This is a genomic window from Marinovum sp. 2_MG-2023 (assembly GCF_030548265.1).
In the GTDB taxonomy this organism is placed as follows: domain Bacteria; phylum Pseudomonadota; class Alphaproteobacteria; order Rhodobacterales; family Rhodobacteraceae; genus Marinovum.
On sequence record NZ_JAUOSD010000002.1, the window covers coordinates 174202 to 186111 of the forward strand.

At 60.9% G+C, this 11910-nt stretch carries 11 protein-coding genes and 1 pseudogene; 3 read left to right on the top strand and 9 right to left on the bottom strand.

Features of this window, described 5'->3' with window-relative positions; all coding sequences use genetic code 11:
* The 3 genes from Q4577_RS03665 to Q4577_RS03675 are packed head-to-tail and all read left to right on the top strand — an operon-like array spanning nt 1 to nt 2738.
* Nucleotides 1-1311, top strand: coding sequence for a TRAP transporter large permease (locus Q4577_RS03665; protein WP_303468639.1), 1311 nt, complete (start codon nt 1-3; stop codon nt 1309-1311).
* 15 nt (nt 1312-1326) lie between these two features.
* Entirely contained in the window at nt 1327-2217 is an 891-nt protein-coding gene (locus Q4577_RS03670; RefSeq protein WP_303468638.1) for an SMP-30/gluconolactonase/LRE family protein, read from the top strand.
* Between the two features lie 11 nt (nt 2218-2228).
* Nucleotides 2229-2738 carry an OsmC family protein gene (locus Q4577_RS03675; protein WP_244688968.1) on the top strand — a complete coding sequence of 170 codons (510 nt, stop codon included), beginning with the start codon at nt 2229-2231 and terminating at the stop codon, nt 2736-2738.
* Nucleotides 2739-2873: 135 nt separating this feature from the next.
* Here the strand turns inward: Q4577_RS03675 and Q4577_RS03680 are convergent, their stop codons facing one another.
* The 9 genes and pseudogenes from Q4577_RS03680 to Q4577_RS03720 form a co-directional block, all read right to left on the bottom strand.
* On the bottom strand, nt 2874-4196 hold the full coding sequence (locus tag Q4577_RS03680; RefSeq protein WP_303468637.1) for a TrkH family potassium uptake protein: 1323 nt from the start codon (nt 4194-4196) through the stop codon (nt 2874-2876).
* Nucleotides 4197-4219: 23 nt separating this feature from the next.
* Complete coding sequence (locus tag Q4577_RS03685) at nt 4220-4885, bottom strand: TrkA family potassium uptake protein (RefSeq protein ID WP_303468636.1); 666 nt, start codon at nt 4883-4885, stop codon at nt 4220-4222.
* A 119-nt stretch (nt 4886-5004) separates the two neighbouring features.
* The gene (locus tag Q4577_RS03690) at nt 5005-5766 is read right to left on the bottom strand and encodes a hydroxypyruvate isomerase family protein (protein WP_303468635.1); all 762 of its coding nucleotides are present in this window, start codon (nt 5764-5766) and stop codon (nt 5005-5007) included.
* Nucleotides 5763-6413 (bottom strand): aldolase, encoded by a 651-nt coding sequence (locus tag Q4577_RS03695; protein ID WP_303468282.1) that lies wholly within the window; start codon nt 6411-6413, stop codon nt 5763-5765. The genes Q4577_RS03690 and Q4577_RS03695 overlap by 4 nt, the downstream gene beginning before the upstream one ends.
* Nucleotides 6410-7678 (bottom strand): 3-oxo-tetronate kinase, encoded by a 1269-nt coding sequence (gene otnK / locus Q4577_RS03700; RefSeq protein ID WP_303468634.1) that lies wholly within the window; start codon nt 7676-7678, stop codon nt 6410-6412. Before otnK ends, Q4577_RS03695 begins: the two co-directional genes overlap by 4 nt.
* Nucleotides 7675-8592: an L-threonate dehydrogenase gene (gene ltnD / locus Q4577_RS03705; RefSeq protein ID WP_244688974.1), complete on the bottom strand. Its 918-nt coding sequence runs from the start codon at nt 8590-8592 to the stop codon at nt 7675-7677. Before ltnD ends, otnK begins: the two co-directional genes overlap by 4 nt.
* Before the next feature lies 1 nt (nt 8593).
* Nucleotides 8594-9871 (bottom strand): TRAP transporter large permease subunit, encoded by a 1278-nt coding sequence (locus tag Q4577_RS03710; protein WP_244689718.1) that lies wholly within the window; start codon nt 9869-9871, stop codon nt 8594-8596.
* 174 nt (nt 9872-10045) lie between these two features.
* A pseudogene (locus Q4577_RS03715) lies at nt 10046-10609 on the bottom strand (TRAP transporter small permease subunit); the annotation flags it as partial.
* 83 nt (nt 10610-10692) lie between these two features.
* Nucleotides 10693-11727 (bottom strand): TRAP transporter substrate-binding protein, encoded by a 1035-nt coding sequence (locus tag Q4577_RS03720; protein WP_303468633.1) that lies wholly within the window; start codon nt 11725-11727, stop codon nt 10693-10695.
* Nucleotides 11728-11910 lie beyond the last annotated feature (183 nt).

Sequence of the window (11910 nt, forward strand, 5' to 3'; positions counted from 1 at the left end):
ATGGATCCCTCGACAATCGGCGCCCTGGGCTTTCTCGCACTTGTCGTCATGGTGATGACCGGCGTACACATCGTCTTTGCCACCGCAATTACCGGCTTTCTGGGCATTGTCGTGCTCAAGGGCTGGCCGGTGGCGGTCAATATCACCGGCATCATCCCGCATTCGGCCGGCTCTAACTATCTGTTCAGCGTGTTGCCGATGTTCATTCTGATCGGCTTCTTCGCCTCATCCTCGGGTATGGTGCAGGGCGCCTATCGCGCGGCCAAGGCATGGATCGGCTGGATGCCCGGCGGGCTTGCTGTTTCGACCGTGCTGGCCGCCGGGGCCTTTGGCGCGGTTTCCGGCGCCAGCCAGGCGACGGCGGCGGTCTTTGCCCGCGTGGCCATCCCGGAGCTTTTGAAGCTGAAATATTCGCCCTCGGTCTCGGCGGCGGCGGTGGCGGCGGCGGGCACTCTTGCCTCGTTGATCCCGCCCTCTGCCGCACTGGTGGTCTATGGCGCCATCGTCGACGAAAGCATCGGTCGGCTGCTGCTGGCGGGCTTTATCCCGGGGGTATTCTCGGCCCTGCTGTATGCTGGTTTCATCCTGCTGCGCTTTGCCGCCAATCCCGACCTTGGCCGCCCAATCACGGGAATAAGCTGGTCCGAACGCGGCGCGTCGCTGATCGACGTGATGCCGATCATCCTTGTGATGCTGATGATCCTGGGTGGCATGTCCACCGGCTGGACCACCCCGACAGAGGCCGGCGCCACCGGTGCGGCCATCGTCTTTGTCTACGCGTTGTTGCGCCGCAAGCTGAACTTCAGCGCGTTGCAATCGTCGCTGGTCGAGACCGCCAAGCTGACGGTGATGATCTTTTCGACCTTCTGGGGCGTCTTCATCTTTGCCCGTTTCCTGGCCTTTACCCGGCTGCCGACCGAAATCGCGGAATGGCTTGTCACCCTGCCCTATCCGCCGACGGTGATCCTGATCGCGGTTCTTGCCGGCTATGCCTTTCTCGGCATGTTCCTCAGCGCCTCGGGGATGATGCTGCTGACGTTGCCGGTGATCTTTCCGGCCATCGTCGAGCTGGGGATCGACCCGATCCTGTTCGGCATCCTCGTCATCAAAATGGTCGAGATCGGGTTCATCACCCCGCCTGTGGGCCTGAACGTCTATGTCGTGGCCGGTGTCCGGCCCGATATTCCGATCAACGGCATCTTCCGTGCGATCTGGCCCTTTGTGCTGATCGACATTCTGACCGTGGCGCTGCTGATCCTCTTTCCGTCCATCACCCTGTTCCTGCCCACCCTCGTTCTTGGGGCGGGCTGACCCATGGAGACCCCGATGCCCTTCGACATCCGTTCCGACGCCTTTACCACCGCCATCCCGGCCAACAGTCGGCTGGAAGAGATCGCCGGCAGCTTCGGTTTTACCGAAGGCCCGATCTGGCACCCGACCGAACACTGGCTGATCTTTTCCGACATTCAGGAAAGCCGTCAGTACAAATGGCGCCCCGACACCGGTCTTGAGGTGTTTCGTACGCCGTCCAACCAGGCCAATGGCAACTTCTTTGATCGTCAGGGCCGGGTGATTTCCTGTGAACATGCGTCGTCGCAGCTTGTCCGGCATGAACATGACGGCAAGCATGTGGTGCCAATTGCCACCCACTATGATTTCAAAGAGCTCAACAGCCCCAATGACGTGGTCTGCGACAGCCGGGGGCGGATCTGGTTCACCGATCCAAGCTTTGGCCGCATCCGCGAACCGCTGGGAATTCTGCGTGAGCAGGAGTTGCCCTACCAAGGCGTTTACCGGCTTGACCCGAATGGCACGCTGACGCTGGTGGCGGATGATTTTCAGCAGCCCAACGGGCTTTGTCTTTCGGTCGATGAAAGCCAGCTTTTTGTCAATGACAGCTGGGGTGGGCATATCCGGGTGCTGGATGTGACCGACGACGGCGCGTTGACCAATTCGCGCGTCTGGGCCGAGGTCACCGGCGATGGCGACGGCGTGCCCGACGGCATGAAGACCACCACCGAAGGCCACATCCTCTGCAACGGTCCCGGTGGCGTTCATCTCTTCAATGCCGAGGCAGAGTGCCTCGGTGTGATCCTGACACCGCAGAAATCCACCAATTTCTGCTTCGGCGGGCCAGAGCTGCGCACGCTCTTCGTTACCGCCTCCACCTCTGTTTACCGCATCGAGACCGGGCTGACCGGTCTGGCCATGTTCTGAAAGGACCGCACATGAGCAACGAATTCGACATCCCGCCCAGCATCGAAAACACCAAGACCGCAACGCTGATCCATCCCAAGGTTTCGGCCCGGATGAAGGGCGAGATGCTGGTCGCCGTCAGCAGCCGGGGCCACCGCTGGATCATCGACGAGCCAGAGCACAAGGGCGCGACCGATCTTGGGCCGACACCGCTGGAATCGCTGTTGGGCGCGTTGGTGGGCTGTGAGAGTGTCGTTCTGAAACTGGTGTCCAAGGCCATCGGGTTCAACTTCACCGACCTCACCATCGAATGCACGGGCACTGCCGACATGCGCGGCGCGCGCGGGGTCAAGGGCGTGCGCCCCTATTTCACCACGGTCGACATGGTGATCGAGCTGGAGACCGACGAAAGCGAGAAGCGGCTAGAGCTTCTGCGCCGCAACGTCGAACAGCGCTGCCCGGTGATGAACCTGTTCGAAAGCGCCGATGTCGAGATGAACGTGGTCTGGAAGACCCGGACCGCCCAGCAAGGGGCCGCCTGACGGATCCTTGGTTGGGTGCAGCTGTCTGCGCCAAAGATGAATCGCGGTTCAGGTGTCACTTACACTTGAACCGCGACGACGGGATGATTGCCCGATCATCATCCCTGGTCACAATGCCACAACTGCCGCCCACAGCTACCCAAGATATACTTGCCCGGCGGGATACTTCACCCTCGGGACACTGCGGGAGGCCAGAAAGAAGCCAATCGTCAACGGGCCAACCCGACCAATAAACATCATCACGATGATGATGGCCCGGCCGATACCATCAAGCTCTCCGGTTGTGCCGCGCGACAAACCGACGGTGCCGAACGCGGATGTGACTTCAAATGCAAGATCAATGAACTCGCCGTCGTGATTGATCGAGGCCAGAAAAATACCCGTCAGCACCAAAAGCATGGAAATTGTCGTGAGTGCGAGCACCTTCATCACCTCATTGACGCCCAATGAACGGCCAAACGCCTGCAATGTTGTGCGCCGTCGGAAAAACGCAGCCGTCGCAAGCAACAAGACGCACAGGGTCGTCACCTTGATCCCGCCCGCGGTCGAAGTGCTGCCCCCGCCCACCAGCATGAGTGTCATCGTCAACAACGTTGCGCTGTCATGCATTCCGCCGGTGTCGATTGTGTTGAAACCGGCGGTGCGTGGCGTGACGCCCTGAAACCAGCTGGCCCATAGTTTGTCCGCTGTGTCCAACTGGCCCAGGGTGGCGGGGTTCGTCCATTCAAGAAGGCCGAACATGACGCTGCCCCAAACGATCAAGACGGCGGTGCCGAGCAGCATCAATTTGGAATGCAGCGTAAGACCGCGCCAATGACGTTTCTGATAGATGTCGCCCACCACAATGAACCCAAGCCCCCCCAGAATGAAAAGCGCCGGTATCACGATGTTGATGATCGGGTTGCCCACCCACTGCGAGAGACTGTCAGGGTGAAGCGCAAAGCCCGCGTTGTTGAAGGCCGAAATCGAATGGAACACCGCCTGCCACAGACCGGTCCAGCCGAACTGTGGAACAAAGACAAAGGCCAGCAATGCGGCACCAATGGCCTCGCACACAAAGGCAATGATGAAAATGATGCGTGCAAGATAGGTCAGATTTGACAGCGACGTCTGGTTCAGATCTTCGCGCAGGATCAGCCGTTGCGGCATGCCAACGGGAATGCCAAGCGCCCCAAGCAGGAGCACGGCAAACGTCATCAACCCCAGCCCGCCCAGCTGAATAAGCACCGCGATCACCGCCTGGCCAAAGCCGGTGAAGGCGGCGCCGGTATCGGCAAGCACCAGGCCGGTCACGGTCACGGCAGAGGTTGATGTAAACAGCGCCTCTCCGAACCCGATCCCTTCGTGATGCGAGATCGGAAGCCAAAGCAGGACGGCACCAAGGATGATGAAGGCGAGGTAGAAGATCGCCAGAACCGCGGGCGGCGGCATGCGCAGCGTCGCGAACCGCTGGACCATTTTCAAAGGCCGGGGTGCCATGGTCAAAGGCTGGCCGCGAAGTTGCGCAGATCTTTGCGTTGGCCAAGCAGCAACAACAGGTCATCACGCTCCAATTGGCATCCTGTTGCGTCTTGCCCGACAAATTCCGTGCCGCGCATGACCCCGATGCACCGCAGGTTGAACTTGTCGCCATGCGGCAGGTCTTTCAGGCTCTTGCCCTCAAGGCTTTCCGGGATTCTGAAATTCACGACGTGAAAGCCATTGCCCAGGCTGACATAGTCACGCACCAGCGGGTTGTGCAGAACCTGCGCGATGTGCTGGCCGACTTCCACTTCGGGATGAATGACCCTGTCGACGCCAAGTTTGCTCAGAATTCGGTGGTGCGTCTTGCTGATCGCTTTGGCCCACACAATTGGAACGCCGACAAGTTTAAGGTTGATCGTGGCCAGGATGCTGGCCTCCAGATCATCGCCGATCGCCACGACGGCCACATCACAATCCCCGAACCCCGCCTCCCGCAGGGCTGCATCATCGCGCGCATCGACGATCATGGCCTGTGAGAGCGTATCGGCAAGGCCGGCAACACTGGCTTCGGATATATCGGCGCCAATGACGTGATTGCCAAAGCGCTGCAATTCCTTGGCGACGGTACTGCCGAAATTGCCCAACCCCAAGACACCAAAAGTACGGTTGGCAGAGGACTTCATGTTTTCAACTCACGATTTTACATCACGGTTCAGCGAACCTCGCCGCAACGCAGAAAATTGTCAACATGGGCCCGGGGACCGCCTTGCGGCGGTGTCGCGGGTGAATTCAGGCGCACAGGTCACCCCCGGTTTTTCAACCAGCCAAGGGTGTCGTCAGTGTTGCCGCCGGGTTTATATTCCGCGCCAAGCGGGGCGTCATAGCCAAGCTTGCGCGTGACCTCGAACAGGTGATCATAGTTGATCTCGCCGTGATCCGGCGCGCCGCGATCCGGGACCGATGCAAACTGAATATGCCCAATCGACGGCAGAAGCGCCTCGATCCGGTGGGTCAGATCGCCCTCCATCAGCTGCACGTGGTAACAGTCAAACATCAGCTTGAGGTTGGGGGCCGCGACCTCTTTGATGATCGCAAGGGCCTGATCGGTTGTGGTCAGGAAGTACCCCGGCGCGTCATATTTGTTCAGGGGTTCGATCAGGATATTCATGCCATGGGCCGCAACGGTATCGCAGGCATATTTCAGGTTGCCAACAAAGGTGCGATGGGCCGTGTCCCCGGCGGCAAAACCCGCCATGACGTGGATGTTGACCGTGCCGATGGCGGTCGCATAGGCCACGGCTTCGTCAATCGCGGCACGCGCCTCGGCCTCGCGTCCGGGCAGCGCGCTGAGACCGTTTTCGCCCGCCGCCAGATCGCCCCGGCTTGTGTTCAAACCCAGCATGGACAGGCCGGTTTCGTCCAGCGCGGCCTTGGTTTCAGTCGCAGGAACGTCATAAGGCCAATGGCATTCCACCGCATCAAAACCTGCGGCTTTGGCGGCGCGAATGGCATCCGGCAGCGGGCGGTCATTCCACAGAAATCCCAGATTGGCAGAAAACTTCATCCGTCCCACTCCACATTAAATTTCGTCACCAGTTTCTGCACCATATCCGGGCCGATTCCGCGCGGGTTCAGACCACGGGTCATCATTGCCAGACGCGCGGTATCCTCCAGCTCTTCGATGGCGTTGCAGGCGGCCTCGATATCCTTGCCCGCCACCACCGGCCCATGATTGGCCAGCATGACGGCACTGCGTTTACCCGCCAGACCGCGCACGGCCTCGCCCATCTCTGGATCGCCGGGCAGGAAGAACGGCAACAGCTTGACCCGGCCCAGTTTCATGATGCCGTAGGGCGTGAGCGGCGGCAGGAAATTATCCTCATCCGCATCCGGCATCATCGACAGCGCAACCGAGTGGCAGGAATGCAGATGCACCACCGCGCCCGCCGTGCTGCGGGTGTCATAAAATGCCGAATGCAGCGGCATTTCCTTGGTCGGTTTGTCGCCGCTGATATGTGTGCCACTGGCGTCAAAGCGGCTGAGCCGTCCGGGATCGAGCCGCCCGAAACTGGTGCCGGTGGGGCTGACCAACAGCCCGCCATCCTCGGTCCGGGCCGAGATATTGCCAGTGCTGCCGCCGGTCAGGCCACGGTCGAACATGGATTTCGCCAGCAGGCAGATCTGTTCACGCAAGCGGGCCTCGACGCTCATGACGCCAGTCTTTCCTGCGCATCGGTAAAGAAGGTCTCGGAGCCGAAATTGCCGGATTTCAGGGTCAGCGCGATCTGCTGGCCGCCCGATTGGCAATAGGTCCAGGGCACACCCGGCGCGATTTCAGTGCCGATATCCAGCTGGCTGACGCCAAGCGCCTTGGTCACCGCGCCCGAGGTTTCGCCGCCCGCGACGATCACCCGCCGTGCGCCCCTGTCGCGCGCCGCGACCGCACAGGCCGACAACGTCGCCTCGACAATCTCGCCCGCGCCGGCAACACCCAGCTTTTCCTGCGCCGCGCGCACGCTTTCGGGGTTGGCGGTGGCATAGATCAACGGGGCCTTGTCCAGATCCTGTTGCGCCAACCAGTCGAGCGCTTTTTGCGGGCCGTTTTCGGCCAGCGCCAGCGGATCGAGCTGGAAGGCAGGCACGCCGCGGCTGGTATAATCGGCCACCTGCTTGTTGGTCATGGCCGAACAGCTGCCCGAAAGCACGATGGTGCCTGCACCCAGCTTTGGCGCTTCGGCCTTGGGTGCATCCGCCGACAGGGTTCCATCGGCAAGGTAAAGCGCGGGCAACGGCATGGCCACGGCGCTGCCGCCGGTCATCAGCGGCATGTCGCGGCAGGCCTCGGCGATCACGGCGAGATCTTCGTTCGCCACCGCATCAACCACCACATGCGCCACACCATCGGCCTTCATCGCCGCCAGTTTGTCCCGCAGGGCCGCAGCCCCCTGTGCCACCGTAAGACGGTCCGCCAGACCGACGGCTTTCGTCACCTGCGGCGTCAACAAACGCATCAGATTGCTGTCGCGCATCGGGGTCAGCGGGTGATCCTTCATCGGGCTTTCGGCCAGTGGTTGCTGGCCGACAAACAGGTTGCCCATGAAGATCGACCGGCCATTTTCCGGAAACGCCGGGCAATAGATCGTCTGGTCAGTACCAAGCTCCGCCATCAGCGCCTCGGCCACCGGGCCGATATTGCCCTCTGCGGTACTGTCGAAGGTCGAGCAATATTTCCAGAAAAACCGCTGCGCCCCGGCGGCGCGCAGCCATTGCAGCGCCTCGCGGGTTTCGGCCACCGCTTCGGCAACTGGCGCAGTACGGGATTTCAGCGCAATCACCTCAAACGCAGCCGGGTCGGCAGGCGGCTCTGACGGCACGCCGATGCGCAAAGAGACGCGCACGCCACTGCGGGCCAAAAGCCCGGCCAAATCGGTCGCGCCAGTGAAATCATCGGCAATACATCCAAGAACGGTGGTCATGTGTTTTCTCCTGGCAAGGTCAATCCAGCGTTGCGGGCATAGACCTTGGCGACTGCGGCGTCGTCCTCCTGTCCATGGCCCATGCCGGCGGCTGCGATAAATTGCTGTAGTGCGGCGGCGGTGATCGGGGCGCTGAATTGCGCAGATTTGGCGATGTCGAGCACGATGCCCAGATCCTTTGGCCAGATATTGACCGAGCTGAGCGGCGTGTAGTCACCCGCCACGATATGCGGCGCACGGTTTTCCAGCATCCAGCTGGTGCCGGCGCATTTGCTGATCACCTCGACAAACTTCTCGGGCGTGACGCCCTGGGTCATGCCAAAGGTCAGCGCCTCGGCCATGGTGGCGATATGCACCCCGGCCAAAAGCTGGTTCACCGCCTTCATGGCGCTGCCGGCGCCAACGTCGTCGCCAAGTTCGAACACCGTCTGGGCGATACTGTCCAGCAGCGGCCGTGCGGCGGCAAAGGCATCGGGCGCGCCCGACGCCATGATCGAAAGCTGGCCGCTGGCGGCCTTGGCCGCGCCACCGGAAATCGGCGCATCAAGATAGTGAACACCGGTCTCGCCACAGCGCGCCGCCATGTCCCGGGCAAAGGCCGGCGGCACGGTGGCACAGGCCAGGACAACTGCGCCGGGCTTCAGCTTCGCAACGATCCCGTCCGCGCCGAACAGCACGCTTTCGGTCTGGGCGGCGTTCAGCACGACGACGGCCACGGCATCCAACCCACCGGCAGCCTCGTCCAGGGGGCTGTCTTGCCCGCCTTCGGATTTGAACTTGGCGATCTGGTCCGGGTTTATGTCCACGCCCCAGACCTTGTGCCCGCCACGCAGGGCCGAAGCGGCCATGCCGTATCCCATCGAGCCCAGGCCGATGACAGCAACATTATGTGCACTTTTGGTATTCATGGACATCTTAATTTCCTTTCAGCCAATTCGGCAACCATAGCGCAACGTCCGGGAAGAACAGCACAATGGCAAGCGCCACGACCTGAATGCAGATGAAGGGGATCAGCGCGCGGAAGATCTCGGACAGGCTCATGTCCTTGGGGGCGACGGATTTCAGATAGAAGGCAGCCGGGCCAAAGGGTGGCGAAAGATAGCTGACCTGCATGTTCATCGCAAAGAGGATGCCGAACCAGACCGGGTCCATCCCCAGTTTGATGATGATCGGCACAAAGATCGGCATGGTCAAAAGCGCAATCCCGATCCAGTCCATGAACAGACCCAGCACCACGAGGATACCCATCATGATCAGCACAATCACCATTGGCGACGCACCGCTGTCGAGGATGGTGCTTTCGATGAAACGGTTGCCGCCCATGAGGTTGTAGACCCCCACCAGCGCCGCCGCGCCAAGGCCGATCCAGATGATCATGCCGCAGGTTTCCAACGTCTGTTTCAGGCTGTCGCGGATCAATGCCCAGGTCACTTCGCCCCGGATTGCCGCCGACAGGAACACGCCGACCACGCCCATGGCTGCGGCCTCGGTCACCGAGGCGATGCCGCCGTAGATCGAACCCAGAACCGTCACCGCCACACCGACCGGCAGGATCACACCGCGCATCTTGCGCAGTTTTTCCGACATCGGGATGTCCAGCTCCGCGTTCGAAATCGGCGGTCCCATCTCTGGGTTCGCGTAGCAGCGCACGAGGATGTAAATGATGTAGAACGACGCCAACATCAGGCCGGGGGTCACGGTGGCCAGGAACAGATCACCGATCGAAACACTGGCAGTGAGACCATAGACGATCAACACGATCGACGGCGGGATCATCGTCCCCAGCGAGCCGCCGGCGCAGACGGTGCCAATGGCCAGCGCCCGGTTGTAGCCCAGCCGCAGCATCTGTGGCAGCGCGATCAGGCCCAGCAGCACGATTTCGCCGCCGATGATGCCAGAGATCGCCGCAAGAAAGACCGCCGCGACAAGCGTTTGCACGGCGACGCCGCCCTTGATCCGACCGGCAATCAGACGCATCGCATCATAGAGATCGCGCGCCATGCCCGACCGGTCCAACAGCGAGGCCATGAGCACGAACATCGGAATGGCGACAAGCACGTATTCGTTGACAAAGGAATAGATGCGCGACGACACCAGCGGCACGCCCATCGGGCCGAACCAGGCGATGGTGAACAGGATCGCAATCAACCCGGTCACAAAGGCCAGCGGGATACCGGTCAGGATCAGGATCATGATCGACCCCACCAACAGGAAAGAGCCCGACTGAATGCCCAGATCGCGGCCTTGGGAAAACAGCACATAGCCGCCGATGGCCAGGATGGCAAAGACGATCCCGATGGCGGCAAGGGCCATTTTGCTTGGCGGCTCTCCGGCGCTCTGCCGGAACCCGGTGCCTTTCCAGGCGGTCCAGATATGGCCGACGGATTGGATCGCCAGCACGATCGCGGTGATCAGCAGCATCAACTTGATGATGGCAGGGGTGATCGGGTTCCACGCCGACCCGGACCGCTCAAGCCGGATGTCACCCTGCGGCGTCCACCAGGATTTTTCGACCATCGTATAGGCCGCATAGGCAATCGCCACCGCAAAGAACAGCGCAAGCAATCCGTTCACGATATCCAACAGCCGCCGGGTGCCGCCGCTGGTGTTGAAATAGATCAGCCCGATGCGAATATGTTTGTCGGCAGCAAGACATTGCATACCACCGTAGAGATAACAGGCCGCAATCAGCGCGATCACCGTTTCATGCGCCCAGATCGTCGGGGCGTTAAAGAAATATCGCATGACAATCTCGTAGATCGAGATCACCGTCGCGATGGCAAACAGGAAACTGAATGCGGTGCCAACCGTGATAATACCACGATCCAGCGCGTTCTGAGGACCGGCATTGTCTTCTTCATGGACCCTTTTAAGCGCCTCAAGCTGCGCTTCGATTTCGGCTTCGGTCATCGCCGCGTCATGTTGTGCCATTGTTTCCTCCCGAAACGTGAGCTGGACAGTGGAAAACGAAGGGGCCGAAACCGGCCCCCTCGGGTCTTGCCGTCAGACGGCGATCACTCGGCCAGAAGGCCCTTTTCGGTCAGATAGGCGGTGACGCTCTCATAGGCTTTGCCGGCCATTTCGGACCGTTCCGCCCAGTTCGCCCACTGCGATTTGGCAATGCCACGGAACTTGGCGCGCTCTTCGTCGGACCAGTCGATCACGGTGATTTCGGGGTCGGCCTGTGCCTCGGCCAGGGCGGCCTCGTTCTGGACGTCAAGCTGGCTGATCATGTCCCGCGCAAAGACCGAGACCGACTCGTTCAAAATGGTCTGAAGGTCTTCGGGCAGCCCGTCATAAATCGCCTTGTTCAGGGAAACCTCGATGACCGGCATCGAGTGGAACCCAGGATAAAGCGGGTATTTGGCGAACTCGTGCATGCCCTGGGCGTGGTTGGTCGAGAACACGGTATAATCGGCCGCGTCAATCACGCCTTTTTCCAGCGCGGTATAAACTTCGGAGCCAGGCAGGTTCACCGGCGAGGCACCCGCGGCGGCAAAGACCTCTTGCACCATGCCTTCGGGGGCACGCATCTTGATGCCTTTGAGGTCATCAACGCCATGGATCGGCTTGGTCGACAAAAAGGCTTCGACCCCGGTTGCCGAAGCCCCGAGGAATTGCAGACCGTAGGGGTTCACCAGCTCGTTGAAAAGCGCCTTGCCGCCGCCATTTTCCATGTAGTCGAACATCTGCTCGGGCGCCGACCATGCGCCGACGAGGTTGCCCAGCATCGCAAAGGCCGGATCCTTGCCCGAGAAATACGACGGGTCGGTGATGTGGCCCTGCAGGATGCCGGCGCCAACCGCGTCGAGGGTTTCGATATGCGCCACCACTGTCCCGACGGGTACGACGGTGATCTCGATACGGCCATCGGACAGCGCGTTGACGCGGTCGGCCCAGGCTTCTTCGATCGGAAAGAAGTTGTCACCGGCCTGCGCCGAGGTCTGGAACGTCCACTGGTATTCTTGCGCCAGGGCCGTGCTGGCCATCAGCGACGTGGCAGCGACGAGGCCGCCCAGAAGTGCGGATTTCAAAGTGTAAGCAGTCATGTTTCCTCCCGTCAGACCCCCTTCGGGGCCTTGGTCCGTTTCAAGACGCGATTTCTGCGAGATCGCGTTGTCTGCCCGGCAAAATCTCTGCCGGTATCGAAACCGGTATCGGTACCGGTATGGATATCAGTGACACATCCTGTAATGATGTGTCAACACTTGGGTTCGGCACCTTGGGATTGA

Excerpts from the sequence above, each read along its gene's own strand:
- Q4577_RS03665 (WP_303468639.1), top strand. The coding sequence starts at position 1 with ATGGATCCCTCGACAATCGGCGCCCTGGGCTTTCTCGCACTTGTCGTC.
- Q4577_RS03670 (WP_303468638.1), top strand. The coding sequence starts at position 1,327 with ATGCCCTTCGACATCCGTTCCGACGCCTTTACCACCGCCATCCCGGCC.
- Q4577_RS03675 (WP_244688968.1), top strand. The coding sequence starts at position 2,229 with ATGAGCAACGAATTCGACATCCCGCCCAGCATCGAAAACACCAAGACC.
- Q4577_RS03680 (WP_303468637.1), bottom strand. The coding sequence starts at position 4,196 with ATGGTCCAGCGGTTCGCGACGCTGCGCATGCCGCCGCCCGCGGTTCTG.
- Q4577_RS03685 (WP_303468636.1), bottom strand. The coding sequence starts at position 4,885 with ATGAAGTCCTCTGCCAACCGTACTTTTGGTGTCTTGGGGTTGGGCAAT.
- Q4577_RS03690 (WP_303468635.1), bottom strand. The coding sequence starts at position 5,766 with ATGAAGTTTTCTGCCAATCTGGGATTTCTGTGGAATGACCGCCCGCTG.
- Q4577_RS03695 (WP_303468282.1), bottom strand. The coding sequence starts at position 6,413 with ATGAGCGTCGAGGCCCGCTTGCGTGAACAGATCTGCCTGCTGGCGAAA.
- otnK (WP_303468634.1), bottom strand. The coding sequence starts at position 7,678 with ATGACCACCGTTCTTGGATGTATTGCCGATGATTTCACTGGCGCGACC.
- ltnD (WP_244688974.1), bottom strand. The coding sequence starts at position 8,592 with ATGTCCATGAATACCAAAAGTGCACATAATGTTGCTGTCATCGGCCTG.
- Q4577_RS03710 (WP_244689718.1), bottom strand. The coding sequence starts at position 9,871 with ATGATCCTGATCCTGACCGGTATCCCGCTGGCCTTTGTGACCGGGTTG.
- Q4577_RS03720 (WP_303468633.1), bottom strand. The coding sequence starts at position 11,727 with ATGACTGCTTACACTTTGAAATCCGCACTTCTGGGCGGCCTCGTCGCT.